Here is a 21,606-nt window from a genome sequence, read left to right on the forward strand (position 1 = left end):
GCAACCTTGGTAGTAAATTATGAATCTAATCCTTCATTTACGCCTTTTTCCATAGCCTTCCAAGCTAATGTTGCACATTTAATTCTAGCTGGGAATTTACTAACACCTTGAAGTGCCTCAATATCCCCCAAGTCCATATCATCTGGGTAGTCTTTGCCTTGAATCATTTCAGAGAATGACTCAGACATTTTTAACGCTTGTTCGACTGTTTTCCCTTTAATCGCTTGTGTCATCATGGATGCAGAAGACATGCTTATGGAACAACCTTCTCCATCGAATTTTGTGTCTGCGACAATTCCATCTTCAATTTTCATTGTAAGAAGGATGCGGTCCCCGCAAGTAGGGTTATTCATGTTGACAGTCAAACTGCCTTCAAGAACTCCTTTGTTCCGAGGGTTTTTATAGTGATCCATAATTACACTTCTATAAAGTGAATCTAAGTTATTAAAAGACATCGCTAAAATACTCCTTTGTCTTGCCAATCCCTTCCACAAGCTTATCTACATCTTCTTCTGAATTATAAAGATAAAAGCTTGCTCGAGCGGTTGCAGAAACATTTAGCCATTTCATTAATGGTTGTGCACAGTGATGTCCTGCACGTACGGCAATTCCTTCAGCATCTAATACTGTTGCAACATCATGTGGATGAACATCTTCAATATTAAAGGTGATCACGCCAGCGCGGTTATTTGCGTTTTGCGGTCCATAAATAGTTAAACCATTAATAGAAGACATTTTCTCCATCGCATATGCTGCCAATTTATGCTCATGTTCGGTTATATTCTCCAAGCCAATTTCTTCGAGAAAATCAATGGCTGCACCTAAACCGATGGCCCCTGCAATGATTGGTGTTCCAGCTTCAAACTTCCATGGGAGTTCTTTCCAAGTTGACTCATATAATCCGACGAAATCAATCATTTCTCCACCAAATTCAATTGGCTCCATATTTTCTAAAAGTTGTTTCTTTCCATAAAGTACCCCAATTCCTGTTGGACCACACATTTTATGTCCAGAGAATCCAAGGAAATCACAATCCAAATCTTGCACATTGATTTTTACATGTGGAGCTCCTTGTGCAGCATCTACAACGAGCACAGCTCCATTTTTATGAGCAATAGCTGCTATTTCCTTTATTGGATTGATAACCCCTAGAACATTTGAAACATAGGCAATGGAAACTACTTTTGTAGCTGGGGTGATTGTATTTTCAACATCAACAAGGGCAATTGTTCTATCTGCTTGCAGTGGCAAATATTTAAGTGTTGCTCCTGTTTTTTTGGCAACTTGCTGCCAAGGAATAATATTACTATGATGCTCCATCGGGGTAATGACTATTTCATCCCCCTCTTTTACATTTTCCATCGCATAGCTTTGTGCAACTGTATTCAGCGCCGTTGTCGTACCACGAGTAAAAATAATTTCCTCGATGGAAGAAGCAGAGATAAACTTTCTCACCTTTTCCCTTGCTCCTTCATAAGCATCTGTCGCTCTAGTGCCTAAGGTATGAACACCACGATGAACATTGGAATTATATTCTCGATAGTAGTTCTCGATTGTTTCAATTACCTGAACTGGCTTTTGAGAGGTAGCTGCACTATCAAGATAAACCAATGGATGTCCGTTGACTTCTTGGTTTAAAATTGGGAAGTAAGAACGAATATGTTTGCTATCCATTATCTTACTTTCCTTTCAATTACCTCAACTAATTGCTTTTTCACACCTTCAATTGGCAATTGTTCTACCACAGGAGCTAAGAAACCATGAATAACTAATCTTTCTGCTTCATGTTGTGGAATACCACGGCTCATTAAGTAATACAATTGTAAAGGATCTACTCTACCAACTGATGCTGCATGTCCTGCCGTTACATCATCTTCATCAATTAATAGAATTGGGTTCGCATCGCCTCTAGCCTTTTCGCTTAACATTAGAACACGAGATTCTTGCTCCGCGTTTGCTTTCGTTGCACCATGCTCAATTTTACCAATTCCGTTAAAGATGGAAGAAGCTTTATCCTTCATTACACCATGCTTTAAGATATAACCTTCAGAGCTCTTACCATAATGAACTACTTTCGTAGTGAAGTTTTGTTTTTGATCGCCTCGTCCAACTACTACAGACTTCGTATCGCCATATGAGCCATCACCCATCAAGTATGTTGTATTATCAGAAATCGTATTACCGTCATTCATGAAGCCTAATGCCCATTCAATTTTAGCATCACGACCTGCAACACCACGGCGATTTACATACGTAGTAACACCATGCGCTAGATTATCAACAGCACCATATTGAACTTTTGCATTGGCATTGGCAATTACTTCTGTCACAATATTGAATACTGCTTCTTCAGGATCCACAGTAGAAACATAGTTTTCTACATAAACAACAGAGCTATTATCTTCAGCCACTACAATAACATGGTTAAAAAGGTTCGCTTCTTTGTCATCATGTAAGAAAATGGATTGAATTGGTTCTTCCACTACTACGTTCTTTGGAACATATAAGAATACTCCACCATTTAAAAGAGCCGCATGTAAAGCCGTTAATTTATGCTCATCTATCTTTACAGCATCTTTCATAAAGTATTTTTGCAGTAAGTCACTATATTCTCTTGCAGCTGTAAAAATATCAGTGAAAATAACGCCGCTTTCTTTTAATTCATTAGAAACAGCTAAGAAAGTTGGACGGTTATTTCTTTGGATATAAAGTGTTTTATTTTTTTCTAAATCGATTAGTGCTTTTACTTGTTCCGGTAAATCACTTACATCTGAAAAATCTTCACTGCTTACAATATGCTTTTCAAATTGGGTAAAGTTCCAGTTTTTAATATTGGTTTTGTCCGGTCTTGGCATTGGAAGAGCGTCTGCTTGTTGTAAAGCATTTACACGCAGCTCTGTCAGCCAAGAAGGTTCATTCATATCTTTCGAAAAAGAGGAAAGATACTCTTGGTCAAATGGTAATTTAATATCCGTTGTCATTGGTCAATCCTCCTAACAATTACGCTTCTTGTTCAACAGTTTCGTCTTCAATACCTAGTTCTTTTTTAATCCAGTCATATCCTTCTGCTTCTAAGCGTTGAGCAAGCTCAGGACCACCAGATTTAACAATACGACCTTGCATCATTACATGAACGTAGTCAGGAGTGATGTAGTTTAATAAACGTTGGTAGTGAGTGATAATTAAGCATCCGAACTCTTCTTTACGCTCTTCACGCATTTTGTTAATTCCTTTAGAAACAACTTTCAATGCATCGATATCCAAACCAGAATCGATTTCATCTAAAATCGCAATTTTTGGATTCAACATCATTAATTGAAGAATTTCATTACGTTTTTTCTCCCCGCCAGAGAACCCTTCATTTAGGTAACGTTGTGCCATATCTGGATCCATTTCTAGGTACTCCATGTTATCATCCATTTTACGGATAAATTTCATTAAGGAAATTTCATTCCCTTCACCTAGACGGCTGTTTAAAGCAGAACGTAAGAAGTCAGCATTTGTTACACCGCTAATTTCGCTCGGGTATTGCATAGCTAAAAATAGACCTGCACGAGCGCGCTCATCTACTTCCATTTCTAATACATCTTCGTCATCAAGACTTACATCACCGCTTGTTACTTCATACTTTGGGTGACCCATGATTGCAGAAGATAATGTTGATTTACCAGTTCCGTTTGGCCCCATGATTGCGTGAATTTCTCCACCCTTTATTTCTAAGTTAAGACCTTTAATAATTTCTTTTTCTTCGATTGAAACATGTAAATCATTAATGACTAATTTAGGTTGACTCATATTATATACCTCCATAGTAAAAAGAAGTTTTGTTCACAAAATTGTCGAAACTTCATTATCAATTTATTATCATTCTAATCTTATAACAAATAAAATCTGATAGCAACCTATTGCTTCCCGTTCCATAAGGAAAATTCGCATGAAACAAATAAATACGCTTGATTCCTCATAAATTCGCATGAGTTTGCTTTCTTTAAAATAATTTTTCTCCTTATTACGGTAGCGAACAATTCACTGGCAAAAACGATACCGATAGCTCTAAAGTATATCACTTGAACAGTTTCGTTTTAGTATTTATACACGAAATAAATTTAGCCCTAGTACTTATTGGAAGAGGCTTCCGTTAAATACTATTTGATCATACAAAAATAAAAAATGTTCCTATAAAGACATCTACACATGCTATATCCATTATTAATAGAATCAATTTAATTCTCAATTGGATATATACTGTATGTTTGATCTTTTATAGGAACATCTTCTTACTTATTATTTACTAACCGGTACAACTGCACCTTTATACTCTTTATTAATGAAATCTTGAATTTCTTTAGAATGCAGTACTTCTACTAAAGTTTTAATATCTTCACGCTTTTCGTCTCCTTTACGAACAGTAATGATATTCGCATATGGAGATTCGCTTCCTTCGATTTCAATAGAATCTTTCACAGGGTTTAAGCCAGCATCTAATGCATAGTTGGCATTAATAACAACTGCATCCCCTTCATTATTATTAAAAATTTGTGGAAGTAACGCTGGCTCATAATCTGCTTTTAATTTAACATTTTTCGGATTTTCCGCAATATCTTCAATCTTTGCATTTACTTTATCAATTCCATCTTTAAGCTTAATTAATCCACCTTTTTCTAAAAGAGACAGTACACGGCCATGTTCAGCAACAGAGTTACTAAAAATAATGGTTGCTCCATCCGGAAGCTCATCTAAACTCTTATATTTCTTAGAGAAAACAGCCATCGGCTCAATATGAATTCCACCAGCATTTACAAAATCATAACCATTTTCTTTAATTTGTTGGTTCAAGTATGGAATATGCTGAAAATAGTTTGCGTCAATTTCTTTTGATTCTAAAGCTTTATTTGGCAATACATAATCTTGGAACGTTTTGATCTCTAAATCAATTCCCTTTTCTTTCAAAATTGGTTTTGCTTTTTCCAAAATTTCAGCATGTGGTACATTGGAAGCACCTACTACTAATTTAGTTGATCCTTTGTCAGTGTTAGAACCCCCGTTTTCCTTGCTATCATCATTAGAGCTGCCGCATGCCGCAAGAACAAATATAAATGTTAATGCAATCAGTAAAGACCATAATTTTTTCATGTGTTTTTCTCCTTATCTTTTGTCTATTTTTTTTGTTATAAAATCACCAATAAATTGGATAATAAAAACAATGATTAAAATAATAACAGTTGAAATAAGCGTCACATCACCATTACCCCGTTGAAATCCTTGTAAATAAGCTAAATTCCCAAGCCCTCCGGCACCAATTATTCCAGCCATTGCGGTTGATCCTACTAGTGCAATGGTAGTTACCGTAATTCCTGAAACAAGTGCTGGCATAGATTCAGGCAAAAGAACTTTAAAGATAATAGTGGTTGGTTTTGCTCCCATTGACTTTGCCGCTTCAATAACACCTTTATCCACTTCTCGAAGACCAATTTCCACAAGTCTTGCATAAAACGGAGCAGCACCTATGATTAAGGAAGGCAACGCCGCTTTCGGTCCAATCATTGTCCCGATTAGCAAAGTCGTTAGCGGGATTAATAGAACTAATAAAATAATAAAAGGAATGGATCGGAAAATATTCACGACTGCACTGATGATTCTATTAAAAAATACATTATTCCACATATTCCCTTTATCTGTTAAAAACAGCGTAATTCCAAGTATAATTCCAAGTATAAAAGTAAAAATAATCGAGAATCCAGTCATAAATAAGGTCTCTTTCGTGGCATTCCACATTATTTCCCAATCTACATTTGGCAATAATCTTTCCATCATCCTTCAATCACCTCCACACTAATTTCTTGCGCATGAAGATATTGAATAGCTTTTTCTATTTCTTGTTTCTCTCCATCTAAATGAATATATAATGTTCCATAGGATCCATGCTGTGTTGGCGAAATTTTCCCTTGAATGATATTCACCGAAACCGCAAAAGTCCGAATGAGATTAGTGATTACAGGCTGCTCAGCACTTTCGCCGACAAATCCCAGCATGACAATGCTGCCTGTTTTATATTGCGCTATTAAGTGTTCAATCGTATCTTTCGCCTCTTCTGGTTCAATTACTTGTTGAACAAACCGTTTCGTAATTTCTTTCTTTGGCTGCTTAAAGACATCAATCACCGGTCCTGTTTCTACTACTTTCCCGTCTTCCATCACTGCCACTCGATGACAAATCTTGCGAATAACGTGCATTTCATGGGTAATCAATACAATTGTTAGACCAAGACGTTTATTAATGTCTACTAATAAATCTAAGATGGCATCTGTTGTTTGTGGATCCAATGCTGAGGTTGCTTCATCACAGAGAAGTACTTTCGGATCACTAGCAAGTGCTCTTGCTATCCCAACCCGCTGTTTCTGCCCACCACTTAATTGAGAAGGATAAGCATCTTCTCGTCCTTCTAATCCAACCAGCTTGATGAGCTCTAATACCTTCTTATCTCTTGCTGATTTTTTTACGCCTGCTATTTCTAAAGGAAAAGCAATATTTTCTTTTACGGTTCTTGACCATAGCAGATTAAAATGTTGAAATATCATACTGATTTCTTGTCTCGCCTTACGAAGTTTACTTCCTTTTATTGTAGAAACTTCATGACCTGCAACCGACACACTTCCAGCAGTAGGAATCTCCAATCCGTTCAACATTCTGATTAATGTACTTTTACCTGCACCACTATATCCGATTATCCCAAATATCTCTCCTGAATCGATGGTTAAATCCACGTGATCAACCGCAGTGACCTTCCCACTTCTTGAGGAGTATATCTTTTTTACTGAGTTTACATTAATCAATGTGTTCACCTACTTCTTTTTTAAAATCACTCTATCGTTCACTATATTAAAATAGCTTTTAACAAAGCATATCATATCATTCCAGATAACAAAAAAACCTTTCTGCAAGAAGAGCAGAAAGGTTTTTATTATGAATAATATCCCTTTCTCTCATCTATCAAAGCCTAACGCTTTGTGTGAATTGGCACCGTTTCAGTATACTGACGGTTGCCGGGTTTCATAGGGCACATCCCTCCACCTCTCTTGATAAGAGTTCATTATTTATATGAAATGTAAAAATCGTTAATATGATAGATGTAATTTACCACTTCCCGAAATGACTGTCAACACCTTTTTTAACATAATTTCTTTTCTGAATTTTCAATTAAAAAAAAGGAAGATTTTCTGACATAATTAATTCAATGAGAAAACTTGGATTTAAATCGAATTTGGGGCAAATCCCTTCAAAAAAATAACCCGAAATACACTTCACTTTTTGTTAGCAAAGGCGGATTCCAGGTAAACAACAAAACTATTCCCTTCCTTTTATCCAGTGTGGGGAACTGAACGTGAATGGCTTAAGAAAAACACAGATTCAAGTAAGAGGATTTTCCTTAAGGAGCCTTCTAATTGAATAGATCCATTCTTTTTCGCTTCTCTAAGAAGAATCTCGCCTTCCATAACGAGGCTAATACTAGTCATATCCCCCGTTAACCATATATCTGGATTATCCTCACCCTTCATCCTTCTCCATGAAAAGCGATTGTTCTTAAGCTCCATATAATAGGACTCATTTTGACATGTTAACACTAAGGAAAGCGAAGCGTTTCGTAATAATGGTTTTAACGATTCTTTCCGATTCAGCTTTTCTACAAAACATTTCATCCAATCCTGCAAAAGCATCTCCTACTTTCTGCCGAACAATCTTATATTACTTATTCTTGCAGCAGCAGAAAAAAACCTTTTTTAAAAGTAATCTTTATAAAAAAGGCGATTGATGCTTTTAACCATGCTAGCTTTTTAAGGGCAGCATCCGTTTATGGAATTGGCACACTAATATAGCCCTTTCATGAAAATGTCCATGTCCTGCCTATTTTATATAGTTTTGGATAACTTCTACTAAATGAGGGACTGATTCAAAGCGATATACTTTTTCTTTTAACTCCCCCTTTTCCATAATAACTAGACAGGGAACACTTTCTACCTCATATTTTGCTGCTAAACCGGGGGCATAATTTAAATCCATTTTTCCTAAATTCAACTCTGGCTTCATTGTATGCAATACTGTCAACATTTTTGATGCAACCATACACGTACCGCAAAGAGGAGTATACAAGTAAAGAAAGGCAGCGTCTGTATCCTTTACTTGCTTCTCCCATTGATCGAGGTTCCAATCTATCATAATCCATTCATCCTTGTATCTAAATATTTTGCTTCAATCTCAATATCAGCTTGTAATAATAGGGTTGCTAAGTGACATTCAGGAGAGGCAGCAACTTCTTTATATTTGCGATCTATATAAAGGAATTCTGCTTCCGGAAGTTCTCGTTTAAACTGTTTTCTTATCTTATCTCCTGACTTATCAGCATCCACTAAGATATACACATCTTTATCCATTAGCTCGTCTAGTAATTCATCCAGCTTTGAAACTCCAATTGTTCCATTCGTGCAAATAATATCGACTGGTTCACGCACAATCTTCTCTACTTTTTGTTTGTCTGATTTACCTTCCACAATGATTACTTTTTTCATATTGATCACCTAAAGGAGTTATTTCATTTACTTTAACATATTCAAACAGGAAGAGAAAGAAGTAGGTTTTCTGGTATATATCGGTGATAGGAAAGACATATTGCCCCTATATATTCTCCTAACAATAAAAAAAACAAACAAGTATACGGAAATTTTTTTAAACATCTCCATATACCTGTTTGGATTTATAAATGGTTGGAATATCTATATCCCATCCTATACTATTCAATTAGCCTTCATTTGTCATTTCTTCATATTGCTCTGCTGACATAAGCTCCTCAATATCTGCTTTATCACTTGGCTCAATAACAACCATCCATGCTTTTTCGTAAGGAGATTCGTTCACAAATTCCGGATTGTCACTAAGCTCTTCGTTAACTTCAACAACTTTTCCGCTGATAGGAGCATATAATTCAGAAACTGTCTTAACAGATTCCACACTTCCAAAAGGTTCATTTGCTGTTACTTCATCGCCTACTTCTGGTAGTTCAACAAATACGATATCGCCTAATTCAGATTGTGCAAAATATGTAATACCTACACGTGCGTTATCTCCTTCAACTTTTACCCATTCATGTTCTTTTGAATATCGCAAATCCTTTGGTACTGCCATTATAACCCCTCCGTATTTATCATTTTTACTCTGTTAAACAGAGTTACTATTAAAAAAAGCAGGTCGCTTAAGCCCAACTTTCTTTAAACATCTCTTCTTTAAAGCCTAATGTTACTTTATTTCCATCTGTAGTTAAAGGGCGTTTAATTAACATGCCATCAGAAGCAAGCAAATCTAATAATTCCTCATCCGACGCTTCCTTCATTTTATCCTTTAATCCAAGATCTCTGTATTTCTGACCTGAAGTATTGAAGAATTTCTTTATTTCAAGGCCACTTTTTTTATACAAATCCTCTAATAACGCACGAGAAGGAGGATTGTCCACAATATGTACTTCTTCATATGACACATGATTTTCATCCAGCCACTTTTTCGCCTTGCGACAAGTTGAGCATTTTGGATACCAATAAAAAGTAACTTTCATTCCATCACCCATAATCTATGTATTTTGAAACATTCAACTAAATATTATCACAATTTGATATAAAGTAAAACTTCAATCAGTGCCCACTTGTGCCAACTGTTATTTCCTTTCTTGCATTTTTCAGCTATTTCTTTAAGTAGGATAGATTACGACAGAATCAAACTAGGTGAATCCCTCATTCGATTGACTAAAAAGAAGGTTCTTCTGATTCGTTTATTTCAGAAGAACCTGTTTGACTATTTATGATTACGCCTTACCCAAGATACTCTCCAGCTGTTAATAAATGTTTGGCAGCCTCTCTTTTCCTTGCAATGATTGGCTTTGGTGTGTATCTAGTATATTTCTTTAATACAGATAGTGCTAATCTTAGTTCATCACCGCTTAGCATATAGGCTAACGTATCTATCGCCTCTGTGATTACTTGCTGAAAAGCCTCTTGGCAATATATTTCGGTATATAATATTTTTTGTTTTTCTTCTTGCTCATTTTTCCCCATTGCCTTTTCCGTTCTTAGAATACAAGAATCCATCGCAAATACCGCATTAAAAATATTTGCTAGATTAACCATTATCTCTTGCTGCTCTTCCAATTTTTCTTTATATTTTTTCAGCATCATTCCAAATAGTAGGTAACTGATTTTTCTAGTATTGGAAAGAAGCATCTTTTCTTGGGATAATAACTTATCATCTGGCTCTTCCGGTAGAAAGGAGAGCATTTCCTTTTCCGTCATTTTTGCTAGTGCCAATAACGGGATTTCTCCTTTGACACTCTTTTTAGCCAAGGTAGGAGGGATTAATAAGCGATTAATCTCATTTGTTCCTTCAAAAATGCGGTTGATACGTGAATCACGATACATTCTAGCGATATCAAAATCTTCCATAAATCCATTGCCACCATGTAGCTGCACACATTCATCTACTACCATATCTAATACTTCCGATGCAAAAATTTTATTTAAGCTACACTCTATAACATATTCATTTATGATTTTCGCCATTATCGTCCATTCTATATCTGCATCTACTTCATCCATTGCTGTAGACAGTAATCCTGCTGTACGATAGACAGTGCTTTCTGCCGCATAAATATAGGAGGCCATTGTTGCATACTTTTCAAGCGTAAGCGGAAAATGAGATAATGGAACAGAAAACTGCACTCGCTTATCCGTGTAAGCAATCGTCTTTTTTAATGCTTCTTTACTAGCACCAATTGCTCCCAGACCAAGCTTATAGCGACCAATATTTAAAATATTTAATGCGATTAAATGACCTTTTCCAATCTCTCCTAACACATTTTCCACTGGTACTTCTACTTGATCAAAACGAACGGCGCAGGTGGAAGAACTCTTGATTCCTAATTTATTTTCTTCTTTCCCTATTGAAATACCTGGAAAGTCTTTTTCTACAATAAATGCAGTAAAATGTTCTGTGTTTACTTTTGCATAGACGATAAAGATATCGGCAATTCCTGAATTGGTAATCCACTGTTTTTCGCCAGTAAGTGAATAGTGTGTCCCTTCCTTATTTAAAACTGCTGTTGTTTTTATACTAAGAGCATCGGATCCCGCTGAAGGCTCCGTTAACGCATAGGAGGCGATTTTTTTACCAACGGCTAAATCCGGTAAATATTTTTCCTTCTGCTTCTTATTACCAAATAAAACAATTGGTAATGAACCAATCCCTATATGAGCCCCATGGGTTACAGAAAATCCGCCTGCAACAGCCATTTTTTCTGAAATAATGGCTGTACTGATTTTATCTAAACCCAAACCACCATATGGTTCTGGGATATCTGAACTTAACAGACCCAGTTCCCCTGCCTCTTCCATCAGCTGTTTTGTTATTGTAAATTGATGATTTTCCATCTCTGCCAAATGAGGTAGTACTTTTTTCTGAACAAACTCACTTGTCATTTCTGCAATCATCTCATGCTCTTCTGTAAAATCCTCTGGGGTAAAAATTGCGTCTGCGGTGACCTGTTCCGTTAAAAAACTCCCACCCTTTTGCATAGTAATCCTATCCTTCCTTTCTCCACCACTTAATTTTTATGATAAAAATGTTATTCCTTTTTCGTCGTTAATGGTTTTCCTGTTTGCAATAGATAGAGCATTCTTTTTTGCGTCTCCTGCTGTTGTATTAATTGGATAAACGCTTCTCTCTCTAAATTTAATAAATAGTCCTCTTCCACTAATGCACCAAATTCTACACTGCCACCAGTAAGAACTATAGCAAGATTGCTGGCAATCTCGGCATCATATTCGGAGATAAAACCTATTTTTTTGAGCTTATCAACTTCTTGCATTAAGAAGTCATAACCCATTTTACCTGTAACCATAATCTTTTCTTTTTTAGCCGCTTGAAACTTTTCATCCGCTAATTGTAGAACCGCTTTTTTAGCATCTCTTAATAAAAATCGATCATTATTAGTTATCCCATCTCTCTCTGTTAAGAAGCCTAGTTCTTTCGCTTGAACGGCAGAGGTAGCTACCTTAGCAGTCAAAATGGTCTGAAATACTTCTGCAGTAAGCTGCAGCATTTCTTCTGGTAAAAGTTGTTGATTTTCCTTCCATTTATTGCAATATAAGGCTGTTGTTCCTCCACCGCCAGGGATAAGGCCTACCCCTGTTTCTACTAGTCCAAGATACGTTTCTAACGATGCTTGCACCTTATTTGCCGCCAGACAAATTTCTGCTCCTCCTCCTAATGTTCTTTGATAAGGGGCAGCTACAACTGGCTTCTGGCAATATTTTATGCGCTTCATTGCTTGCTGAAAACGGCGGACGGCTATCTGCAGCTCTACATTATCCTCATTTTGAGCTTCTAATAGCATTAAAGCTAAATTAGCCCCAAGACTAAAGTTCTTTTTTTCACTGCCAATAACCAGTCCTTTATATGCTTCTAACTCTACTTTTTCGATCGCCTTATCAATCATCACAAGAATGTCCATTCCAATGCTCATATTGGAGCTGTGTAATTCCAGTAATAATACTCCGTCTCCAATATCCATTAAACTTGCTCCATCATTGGAAAGAAGCACGCCTCTTTGCTTCTTCCATTCTTGTATGCATATTTGGTCCACGCTTTTTGGAATTGGCAGATATTTTCCTTGATGGTAATAATGTTCTACTCCATTAATCACTTTATAAAAAGATTCAAATCCTTGATCCAACATTTCTTTAATCCATCCAGGTATCTCCCGTGAATCTTTTTCCATTCGTTCTACTGTAGCTTTTAGTGCTAGTTCATCCCATAAACGAAACGGCCCATTCCTCCAATTAAATCCAGACTGAACAGCTTGATCTATCTCATAAATAGAATCGGAAATCTCCCCAACCATTTTGGCTGAATATAGTAAAAATGGGGCTATTCCTTTCCAGAGAAATTGTGCTTTTGGATTTTTTTCTTCTAAGAATAGAGGAAGCGATCGATGATCTGCTTTCTTTTTTGTTCCAGTCAAATTTTTGTATGTCCACGTATGATAATCAAGAACTTGCAGCCCTTCTTCCGTTTTTCGGTAAAATCCCTTTTGCACCTTTCTGCCCAACATTTTTTTCTTGAGCATTTCTTCTAATAAAGCAGGAATTTGATACATCTCTATTTCTTCTGTATCATTCATTTTCCCTTGCATATTATGAATTACTTGATAAAAAGTATCTAAACCAACCATATCTAATGTATGAAAGGTGGCACTTTTCGGACGACCAATTAGTGGACCTGTTAATTGATCAACTTCTTCGATTGTTAAATCTTCCTTTATCATTTCTTTCACAATATTTAAAAAAGCAAAGGAGCCAATCCTATTTGCAATGAAGTTAGGAGTATCATTCGCTTTTACTACTACCTTTCCTAATTCTTCTTCCGCAAATTGACTGATGGTTTTTACAACATTTGGGGCGGTAACTTTAGTAGGAATGATTTCAAGTAATTTAATATAACGGGGTGGATTAAAAAAGTGTGTACCTAAAAAATGTGCTTGAAAATCTGGAGAAAGATTTTCTTTCATCTGGTTAATCGATATACCAGAAGTATTGCTACTGATAATAGATCCTTTTTTACGGTATTGATCTATCTTTTTAAAGAGCCCCTTCTTTATTTGCATATCTTCAATAATTGCTTCTACAATCCAATCCGATTCTCTTAATAAGTCAAAATCATCTTCTAGATTCCCAATTGTTAGTTGCGCTAAATTATTTAAAGATGTAAGCGGGCTTGGGGATTCTAACTTCATTCTTTCAATAGCAAGCCTGCCAAATCGATTCCTCACAACCTCATCTTTTAATGTCAGTCCTGCTTCTATTTCTTCGGATAGTAACTTAGTTGGTACAATATCCAGCAGAACCGTAGAAATTCCTGCATTAAGAAATTGTGCTGCAATCGCTGCCCCCATAACTCCAGAACCAATAACCGCAGCTGATTTTATCTCTTTCACCATGCATCCTCCTTGAAAAAATGTATTAAAATTTGATGGAATTCAAATGGCTCTAAAACACACCATTACTCTTTGTACGTCCAAGTGACGTAATTTTTAACAAAAATTGTGGCAAATTATTCGTTTTTTCTCCATGCTGTGTACTCATTAAATAAAAAAAATAGGAAATGCTAGTAAGGAATGAGTAAAGGGAGGTGTATAAATAAATGGCTCGTCTTAAGAAGAACCCTTCTAAAGCAGGAGTTAGTGCGGCAAGTGTAAAAGGCAACGCTGGTCCAACAGTTGAAACAGATGGTGGCGGAAAAGTTAACAGTCAAAATAATCAATATAAAAAGCAATAGTTTAACAGGAGGTAGATTTTGATGCAGCAACAACAAAATAATATGACTCAACCTAACGGGATGATGATGAAACCACCTGTTATGGTAACAGTCAAAGATTCCCTTTACTTAACAGATATGCTTTCTTGGAATTTACTAGCAATGAAAAAAGCGCATTTTTTTGCTCAACATGCCCAAGATCCAACGATTAAATCACAGCTTGAAAAATGTGGACAAATGCATCAGCATCACTATGAAAGAATACTTAGTCACTTAGATGCTAACAGTCAGCCAATGGCACAGCAACAGCAATAGATTGTAACGAAAAAATTAGTGATTGTTTATTCAATTTGCTCATTCTGCTAAAGAGATTGCCAAACCTTTTTAAGTTGACTCTGCCTTTTGTAGAATGAGCACCTATTCTTCTTAAAGGACTTTGAATAAGCAATCATCTTACTAAAACAATGATTTTATGAGGGAGGAAAAAGAAAATGGATCAACAAAAACCAATTCAAAATCCTGAGTCACAGGTTCCAAAAACACCGCAAATGAATGATCGCGATTTTACAAACGACATGCTTTCAACAGAAAAATACATGACGGATGCTTATTCAACAGCTTTAAATGAAGCCAGTAATGAAACATTTTATCAAGATTTATTATCCATTTTTACCGAAACACAAAATATGCAAAGAGAATTGTATGATTTAATGTTTCAAAAAGGATGGTATAAGCTTGAAGCTGCTGAGCAACAAAAAATCCAGCAATCTTATCAACAATTCAAAGGATACAGTAACCAATTTCCATATGGAAACACCACTATTCAGTAAAACCCTCATTTTATCCACCCAAAACGACATCGTTATGGGTGGTATTTTTACACTTTGTCCAGCTTTCTTTATAGCATATGTTTTATTTTTGATTTTGTTTTCTTATCTCATTCATTTTTTTAATTTCTGATACAATTTGAACAATTGTTTGTTTCCCATCAGGGAATTTAGCATTCCAATGCTTTACTAAGCCTGGCATATTTTTGGACATATAAGTATAGAGCATCCATACTTGCACTTTTTCCTTTAATTCCTCATTTTCTTCTCCAAGAAGTAATTCCGTATAATTACTCAACAAGGAGTCAAATTCCTCTTGAAATTTCTCGTCCAATTTTCTTCTCTCCCTTCTATTTTCATTGACAACCTGATGGAATTGTTTTATTATAAGAGTACACCTAATGATAATGATTATCAATATCATTAACTTCCCATAATTAATATTCTTTCCTTTTCTTTCCCCCTCATTTAAAGAATCGAGAAAGAATACACAAAAAGAGGCTGCTTCCCTGTCAGCCTCTTTTTGTCGTTACATAAAAACCGTTATTCATCACTAGAAAACATATATTTTTTATAATGATATCGAATGGAAAAAATCAATCCCATCGAAAGCATATTTCCCATCAAAGAACTACCTCCATAGCTTATAAAAGGAAGTGGTATCCCGGTAATAGGAAGAATCCCTACCGTCATCCCAATATTTTGGAAAACATGGAAACAAAGCATACTAATAATCCCTACACTCATACATGTATAAAAAGTATTTTTTGTTTCTAAGGCCACTTTTGTTATGTGATAAATAAGCAAGAAAAATAAACTAATGATAATACTTGCTCCAATGAAGCCAAATTCCTCGCCGACTACACTAAAAATAAAATCAGTGTGATTTTCTGGAAGCACTACTTCACTTGTGCCAACACCCTTTCCTGTTGTCTGGCCCGAACCAATTGCAAGCAAAGACTGGGTTAAGTGGTAACCCGTTGTACTTTGGTATGTATAGGGATCTAACCAGGAATAAATTCTTCCCATCTGATACTCCTTCACTCCAAAATACATGGTGATCCAATCTGGATGCCAAATAACAAGGTATAGGACAGCTGTTGCAATCACAGCAAAACTAGAAAAAATCGGCGTCAAGATCTTCCACGAAATACCAGATATAAAAATCATCCCCAGCATAATAGCAAGAAAAACTAAGGAGGTTCCCAAATCAGGCTGCTTCATGACAAGAAGAAGCGGAAATGCTGTTACAGCTCCAATTTTAAATAAGAGAAAAAAGTCACTTTGTATCGTCTTTACTATATACTTTTCCTGATGATCTACAATGATTCTCGATAGTGCCAGTACTAAAAATACCTTTACAAACTCAGAAGGCTGCAGAGAAAAACCAGGTAAAGTGAACCAACTTTTTGCACCATTAATTTCTCGGGCAATACTGGGCGGTGCTAATATAAGCAATACCAATAAGAAAAGACCAAAAGCATACAGATACCAGGTCAGTTTCTTCAACTGATCCGAATCTAAACGAATTACTCCAATAATAATACCTATACCAACTACATAATACATAACTTGCTTTAACACATAGGATGAGTTTGCTCCATATATAGCAATAAGGCTAGTTAAACATAGAAGCATTAATATTAGAACAAGTGTATAATCTATTTTCGATGAATTTTTTGGGGACATTTTGTCATTGCTCCTTGTTCAGTAAAACTTTTAACAGGTTATCATTCTTCAATTCATAAATAATCATTTTTTACCATTTTATATTTACCCCCAAATGAATAGGGTCACACACACACATTTACAATTCTCCATTATATTTGTATTTGCATGAAATAACAACTTTCGACAATCATTTTTATAAAATTATTTATTTTGATTTCTAACTTTAACCAAATTAATAAAAAACTGTTTAAAATGTCATATAACTTACTCTTTTTATTTTCCCCCAAAAAAAGAGAATGATCAAAATAGCTCCACTCCTAGAAAAATATTCTGGGATGTTAACTACTACTTTGACCACTCTCTTATTTAAGCTTCTACATGTATCGTTTTCGTCAACTCCACTAAATCGTCTGCGATTTTAGCTAATGATTTAGTAGAAGAAGTAATTTCTTCCATTGCCGCCAATTGTTCCTGAGAGGCTTCTGACACGTTCATTGAATTTTGACTGTTTTCCTTAGCAATGCCACTAACTTGATCCACCGAACCTGCAACCTCAACTATATTCGTAGAAATATTATGTGCAGCCTCTAAAATACTTTCCATTTGCTGACTCATGGATAACATTGATTCCGAAATTATCGTAAACTTTTCTTTAGTATCGTTGGTAATATTAATGCCGTCTTTTACTTCCTCTGTCACTCGTTTCATTGTTTTAACAGAAGATAGAGTATCTTTTTGAATTTCACTCACTAGAACTGCGATTTGCTTAGCGGACTGATTGGACTGTTCTGCCAATTTCCTTACTTCTTCTGCTACTACTGCAAAGCCTTTTCCTGCTTCACCAGCCCTAGCAGCTTCGATGGCTGCATTTAATGCCAATAAATTTGTCTGATCAGCAATTTCTGTTATAACATTTAAGAATTGACCAATCTCCTGGGAACGCTCTTGCAATAATACAATAGAGTCATTCGATTCTTGCACTGAATTTTGAATTAAACTCATTTGCGTTACAGTATTATCAACAACTGCTTGTCCTTCTTTAGCTTTCAATACAGTATTATGGGTGCTTTTCACCATATCTTCTGTATTCTTCGCAATATCTTTAATTTCATTATTCACAACAGCAACCGAATCAACAATGAAATCCATTCCTTTTGTCTGCTCTTCAGAACCAGCAGCAACACTTTGAATGGCAGCTGAAATCTGCTCTGATACATGGTTTGTTTCTACTGTATTAGCAGTCAGCTTTTCGGCAGAAGCATTTATGTGTTCAGATGTTTCATTCACTTTTTGTACTAAGTTGCGAATAAACTCTTTCATCAAAATAAACGCATCTGTTAGTTGGCCAATTTCATCATTAGAAGTTTTATGAATTTCAATCTCTAATTCGCCTTCTGTAATTTTCTTTATTGAATACAATAATTTCTTAAGAGGAGAAATTATGATTCTTCGTGTAAATAATGCAACAATCACTGTTACAAAAATTAAATTAATGACAGTATTAACAAAAATACTGAATTCTTGTGGGAAGACGCCGGCTTCCAGAATCATCTCATTAAGCTTAAAGGATATCATGGTGCTAAATAATGTAGCAAAAAAGATAATGACAATCATTTTTGTACGTAAACTGCGAAAAATACTTCGTTTCTTCATATGAGTTCCCCTTCTAATTTAATAGTTATATATACCTGTTCTTATATCGCGTAAAACCCTATAAATTATGTAATAAGATCTATATACATAGATATCACAAACAAAAAATAGTTGTTTATACCCATTTTACAAAAAATAGTGTATTTAAGCAATTTTTATCCTTTTCTAAAAAAAAAGGAGTATAGCCAAACGTACGGCTATACCCAAAGTGAGAGGAGGTTATGGGGTTACGGTATAAAGAATATGCTGTGCATTCAGCTTCTAAGAAGGTGATACAAGCTATTCTTTATACTTATTAGATATGCTTTTTTATAAAATCAGTGAGGGCTTATCCCCTTTATCGATAAAAAAGGGCAATCATCCTTTTGCGTTTTTAGCGGTAGTATATTTCATCATTCGGACATATACTACATTATAAAGATTAGCGGAAAGAAGGTTCTAAATGAAAAACACCTTATATGTAAACTCCATCATCCATTGTTGTTTGTTGACTGTCTTTGCGACGACTCTTTTTTATATACTGACTGGTTTATCCGTTTTTACTATTGCCTCCTTGATTTCAGGGGTGTTAGTAGCCTTCATTAGTTTATTAGAAGAAGAGGTCATCCATAAGAAAATCCATGATGAACATTGACTTTATTTTTTTAAAAATAATTTACTCTTTTATGTATAAAAAAAGAAAAAGGGGTCCACAATGATACTACAAAGTGTAATTCCCCCTTTTGTTTAGAGCTGTTTCAGATTAATTCTCGCTTTTGAGATATTCCTGATCAGCTCTTTTTTTTATTGAATTAATTGAAGAAATTGTCGCGTCCTTGCTTCTTGTGGCTCAGAAAAGATTTCATGAGGGCTACCTTTCTCTACAATATAGCCACCATCCATGAAAATCACTTCGTCCGCAACTTCTTTCGCAAATTTCATTTCATGTGTAACGATAATCATCGTCATGCCTTCATTTGCAAGTTGTTTTATTACTTTTAAAACTTCTCCAACAAGCTCTGGATCCAACGCAGATGTTGGTTCATCGAATAACATTACTTCTGGTTCCATCGCAAGCGCTCTGGCAATGCCAACTCGCTGCTGCTGCCCGCCTGACAGTTGAAATGGGTAAAAGTCGATTTTATCCCCCAGTCCTACTTTATTTAGTATATCTGCCGCTTTCATTCTTGTCTTTTCTTTTGATTGCTTTTTCACCGTGATGGGACCTTCCATCACATTCTCAATGGCAGTTTTATGGGGAAAAAGATTGTAGCTTTGAAAAACCATACCTGTTAATTTCCGAAAATCTGTTATAGCCTTTTTCGTTACTTTCGTCGAGAAATCCAATTGCTTATTCTCTATTGTAATATGACCACTAGTTGGTATTTCTAATATGTTTAAACATCGAAGCATCGTCGTTTTTCCTGATCCTGAAGGACCAATAACAACAATGACTTTCCCTTTTTCCACTTCTAAATTTATGTCCTTTAATACTTGTAAATCGCCAAAGTGCTTGGACAACCCTTTAATTGAAATCATGATGCTCGCTCCTTCTTCTATCGATTATTTTAGTCTTCCTGCCTAATAGAAGCTTTTTTATTTACTCAAGTGACGGCCGAATCGATTTTCCAGTCCTTGCTGGATAATAGAAAGAGGGAAACAAATAAGCCAATACAATAGGGCTACCTCTGAATATAGCAATAAGAACTCATAATTCGTACTTGCGATTTCCTGTGCCTTTCGAAACATTTCTGTTACTAGAATTAAGGCTGCTAGAGACGAATCTTTAATTAAACTGATAAATGTATTAGATAATGGTGGAATCGAAACACGTGCAGCCTGTGGCAAAATAATTCTTTTTAAATTTTGAACATAGCTCATCCCAATGGAATAGCCAGCTTCCCATTGCCCATTAGGGATACTCAAAATGGATCCTCTCACAATTTCCGATCCATACGCTCCAACACTTAATGAAAAACCTATAATAGCTGCTACAAAAGGTTCGAGCGTAATACCAACATTGGGCAACCCATAAAAAATAATGAAAAGCTGTACGAGTAATGGTGTTCCGCGAATGATGGAAACATAGATTCCAGCAATCACTTTAAAAATTTTTATACTGGATAATCTAGCTAAAGCGGTTAATACAGCTAAAATTATCCCAATAATAAAGGATATAATGGATAGTGGTATCGTATATAAAATAGCCCCCTTCACCAAAGGGAGAAGGGAACTAACTGCTATATCATAATATCGTTGGAATGCTTCTGGGTCAGTAAAAATGCTATTTAAGTACATCTTCTCCGAACCATTTCTCAGATATTGATTTATACGTACCATCATCAATCATTTCTTTAAGTGCTTTATTTACCGCTTCAACTAACGTATCATTTCCTTGTCTAAACATTAAACCACTATGCGCTACATCATCAGCAGTATCGACAATTTTAACTTTTACATCAGGTTTTTGCTTTTTAAAATCTAAGAAAGATAATTTATCATTAACGGTAACATCTACTCGTTTGGCATTAAGAAGTTCAATCGCTTGATTAAACCCATCCACTCCAACTAGCTCTGCGCCATTCGTTTTGGCGATTTCCGCATAATTACTTGTTAATGATTGTGCTGACTTTAATCCCTTCATATCTTTAAAACTTTTCACATCTGAATCTTCTCTTGTGATAAGAACAGCAGCAGAAGAAATATAAGGATCAGAAAATGCATACTTTGCTTTTCTTTCATCATTAATCCCTACTTGGTTCGCAATCATATCAAAACGCTTTGCATCAAGGCCTGCAAACATAGCATCCCATTGTGTTTCCTTAAATTCTGCTTTCACGCCTAAACGTTTTGCCACTTCTTGTGAAATTTCCACATCAAATCCAGTTAACTTCCCAGAATTATCATGAAAAGTAAAGGGAGGGTATGTACCTTCCGTACCAACTATTAATGTGCCCTTATCTTTAATTTGTGCCAATAAATCAGTGTTGTTATCAGCTTTTTTATCTGCAGAATCTTTTGATCCCTTATCTGAATTGCTACCACAAGCAGCTAATACAATGGTAAGACTTACTAATAAACTTAACAATATACTAAATTTTCTCATATTATTCCTCCTTATTCCGAT

24 protein-coding genes and 1 riboswitch are annotated in these 21,606 nt (G+C 35.6%); of the genes, 4 read left to right on the top strand and 20 right to left on the bottom strand.

The genetic code is table 11. The features are described 5' to 3' along the window. Window positions 1-17 precede the first annotated feature (17 nt). The 14 genes from sufU to C2I06_RS12825 all read right to left on the bottom strand — a co-directional run bounded on the left by sufU (window position 18) and on the right by C2I06_RS12825 (window position 14,032). The gene (gene sufU / locus C2I06_RS12760; RefSeq protein ID WP_095330490.1) at window positions 18-455 is read right to left on the bottom strand and encodes a Fe-S cluster assembly sulfur transfer protein SufU; all 438 of its coding nucleotides are present in this window, start codon (window positions 453-455) and stop codon (window positions 18-20) included. Beyond that, the gene (locus C2I06_RS12765) at window positions 445-1,674 is read right to left on the bottom strand and encodes a cysteine desulfurase (protein WP_123258151.1); all 1,230 of its coding nucleotides are present in this window, start codon (window positions 1,672-1,674) and stop codon (window positions 445-447) included. The genes sufU and C2I06_RS12765 overlap by 11 nt, the downstream gene beginning before the upstream one ends. Continuing rightward, window positions 1,674-2,981 (bottom strand): Fe-S cluster assembly protein SufD, encoded by a 1,308-nt coding sequence (gene sufD, locus C2I06_RS12770; RefSeq protein WP_095330488.1) that lies wholly within the window; start codon window positions 2,979-2,981, stop codon window positions 1,674-1,676. The genes C2I06_RS12765 and sufD overlap by 1 nt, the downstream gene beginning before the upstream one ends. 19 nt (window positions 2,982-3,000) lie before the next feature. After that, window positions 3,001-3,795 (bottom strand): Fe-S cluster assembly ATPase SufC, encoded by a 795-nt coding sequence (gene sufC, locus C2I06_RS12775; protein ID WP_047942270.1) that lies wholly within the window; start codon window positions 3,793-3,795, stop codon window positions 3,001-3,003. Between the two features lie 489 nt (window positions 3,796-4,284). Next, window positions 4,285-5,133, bottom strand: coding sequence for a MetQ/NlpA family ABC transporter substrate-binding protein (locus C2I06_RS12780; RefSeq protein WP_095330487.1), 849 nt, complete (start codon window positions 5,131-5,133; stop codon window positions 4,285-4,287). A gap of 12 nt (window positions 5,134-5,145) precedes the next feature. Continuing rightward, complete coding sequence (locus tag C2I06_RS12785) at window positions 5,146-5,814, bottom strand: methionine ABC transporter permease (RefSeq protein ID WP_095330486.1); 669 nt, start codon at window positions 5,812-5,814, stop codon at window positions 5,146-5,148. Then, the gene (locus C2I06_RS12790) at window positions 5,811-6,833 is read right to left on the bottom strand and encodes a methionine ABC transporter ATP-binding protein (protein WP_095330485.1); all 1,023 of its coding nucleotides are present in this window, start codon (window positions 6,831-6,833) and stop codon (window positions 5,811-5,813) included. Before C2I06_RS12790 ends, C2I06_RS12785 begins: the two co-directional genes overlap by 4 nt. Window positions 6,834-6,980: 147 nt before the next feature. Further along, window positions 6,981-7,086: riboswitch (SAM riboswitch) on the bottom strand. Between the two features lie 272 nt (window positions 7,087-7,358). Next, window positions 7,359-7,709, bottom strand: coding sequence for an SCP2 sterol-binding domain-containing protein (locus tag C2I06_RS12795; protein ID WP_163187803.1), 351 nt, complete (start codon window positions 7,707-7,709; stop codon window positions 7,359-7,361). A gap of 193 nt (window positions 7,710-7,902) precedes the next feature. After that, window positions 7,903-8,214, bottom strand: a complete 312-nt coding sequence (locus C2I06_RS12800) for a thioredoxin family protein (protein WP_095330483.1) — start codon at window positions 8,212-8,214, stop codon at window positions 7,903-7,905. Then, entirely contained in the window at window positions 8,211-8,564 is a 354-nt protein-coding gene (locus C2I06_RS12805) for a toprim domain-containing protein (RefSeq protein WP_082138325.1), read from the bottom strand. The genes C2I06_RS12800 and C2I06_RS12805 overlap by 4 nt, the downstream gene beginning before the upstream one ends. 229 nt (window positions 8,565-8,793) lie before the next feature. Next, window positions 8,794-9,177, bottom strand: a complete 384-nt coding sequence (gcvH, locus tag C2I06_RS12810; RefSeq protein WP_095330482.1) for a glycine cleavage system protein GcvH — start codon at window positions 9,175-9,177, stop codon at window positions 8,794-8,796. A 67-nt stretch (window positions 9,178-9,244) separates the two neighbouring features. Next, complete coding sequence (locus C2I06_RS12815; RefSeq protein ID WP_123258153.1) at window positions 9,245-9,601, bottom strand: arsenate reductase family protein; 357 nt, start codon at window positions 9,599-9,601, stop codon at window positions 9,245-9,247. Window positions 9,602-9,854: 253 nt separating this feature from the next. Further along, window positions 9,855-11,609, bottom strand: coding sequence for an acyl-CoA dehydrogenase family protein (locus tag C2I06_RS12820; RefSeq protein ID WP_095330480.1), 1,755 nt, complete (start codon window positions 11,607-11,609; stop codon window positions 9,855-9,857). A 50-nt stretch (window positions 11,610-11,659) separates the two neighbouring features. Beyond that, window positions 11,660-14,032 (bottom strand): 3-hydroxyacyl-CoA dehydrogenase/enoyl-CoA hydratase family protein, encoded by a 2,373-nt coding sequence (locus C2I06_RS12825; RefSeq protein ID WP_123258154.1) that lies wholly within the window; start codon window positions 14,030-14,032, stop codon window positions 11,660-11,662. Between the two features lie 203 nt (window positions 14,033-14,235). Here C2I06_RS12825 and C2I06_RS12830 point away from each other — a divergent pair, with 203 nt between their 5' ends. The 3 genes from C2I06_RS12830 (at window position 14,236) to C2I06_RS12840 (ending at window position 15,179) form a co-directional block, all read left to right on the top strand. Beyond that, the gene (locus C2I06_RS12830) at window positions 14,236-14,370 is read left to right on the top strand and encodes a YuzL family protein (protein WP_082138326.1); all 135 of its coding nucleotides are present in this window, start codon (window positions 14,236-14,238) and stop codon (window positions 14,368-14,370) included. Window positions 14,371-14,391: 21 nt separating this feature from the next. Beyond that, window positions 14,392-14,664, top strand: coding sequence for a hypothetical protein (locus C2I06_RS12835; RefSeq protein ID WP_095330478.1), 273 nt, complete (start codon window positions 14,392-14,394; stop codon window positions 14,662-14,664). A 176-nt stretch (window positions 14,665-14,840) separates the two neighbouring features. Further along, window positions 14,841-15,179 carry a spore coat protein gene (locus tag C2I06_RS12840; RefSeq protein ID WP_095330477.1) on the top strand — a complete coding sequence of 113 codons (339 nt, stop codon included), beginning with the start codon at window positions 14,841-14,843 and terminating at the stop codon, window positions 15,177-15,179. A gap of 82 nt (window positions 15,180-15,261) precedes the next feature. Here the strand turns inward: C2I06_RS12840 and C2I06_RS12845 are convergent, their stop codons facing one another. From C2I06_RS12845 to C2I06_RS12855, 3 genes are all read right to left on the bottom strand, one after another. Beyond that, entirely contained in the window at window positions 15,262-15,510 is a 249-nt protein-coding gene (locus C2I06_RS12845; RefSeq protein ID WP_095330476.1) for a DUF2573 family protein, read from the bottom strand. A gap of 209 nt (window positions 15,511-15,719) precedes the next feature. Next, window positions 15,720-16,865, bottom strand: coding sequence for a rod shape-determining protein RodA (gene rodA / locus C2I06_RS12850; protein WP_095330475.1), 1,146 nt, complete (start codon window positions 16,863-16,865; stop codon window positions 15,720-15,722). Between the two features lie 348 nt (window positions 16,866-17,213). After that, window positions 17,214-18,500 carry a methyl-accepting chemotaxis protein gene (locus C2I06_RS12855; RefSeq protein WP_095330474.1) on the bottom strand — a complete coding sequence of 429 codons (1,287 nt, stop codon included), beginning with the start codon at window positions 18,498-18,500 and terminating at the stop codon, window positions 17,214-17,216. A gap of 442 nt (window positions 18,501-18,942) precedes the next feature. Here C2I06_RS12855 and C2I06_RS25035 point away from each other — a divergent pair, with 442 nt between their 5' ends. Continuing rightward, on the top strand, window positions 18,943-19,134 hold the full coding sequence (locus tag C2I06_RS25035) for a hypothetical protein (RefSeq protein ID WP_123260638.1): 192 nt from the start codon (window positions 18,943-18,945) through the stop codon (window positions 19,132-19,134). A 149-nt stretch (window positions 19,135-19,283) separates the two neighbouring features. Here the strand turns inward: C2I06_RS25035 and C2I06_RS12860 are convergent, their stop codons facing one another. The 3 genes from C2I06_RS12860 to C2I06_RS12870 are packed head-to-tail and all read right to left on the bottom strand — an operon-like array spanning window position 19,284 to window position 21,585. Continuing rightward, window positions 19,284-20,018 carry an amino acid ABC transporter ATP-binding protein gene (locus C2I06_RS12860; protein ID WP_123258155.1) on the bottom strand — a complete coding sequence of 245 codons (735 nt, stop codon included), beginning with the start codon at window positions 20,016-20,018 and terminating at the stop codon, window positions 19,284-19,286. A 57-nt stretch (window positions 20,019-20,075) separates the two neighbouring features. Continuing rightward, window positions 20,076-20,777, bottom strand: coding sequence for an amino acid ABC transporter permease (locus C2I06_RS12865; protein ID WP_095330472.1), 702 nt, complete (start codon window positions 20,775-20,777; stop codon window positions 20,076-20,078). Beyond that, a complete protein-coding gene (locus C2I06_RS12870) occupies window positions 20,764-21,585 on the bottom strand; it encodes an amino acid ABC transporter substrate-binding protein (protein ID WP_123258156.1) in 822 nt (273 codons plus the stop codon). The genes C2I06_RS12865 and C2I06_RS12870 overlap by 14 nt, the downstream gene beginning before the upstream one ends. Window positions 21,586-21,606 lie beyond the last annotated feature (21 nt).

Source organism: Niallia circulans (assembly GCF_003726095.1).
GTDB lineage: Bacteria > Bacillota > Bacilli > Bacillales > Cytobacillaceae > Niallia > Niallia circulans_A.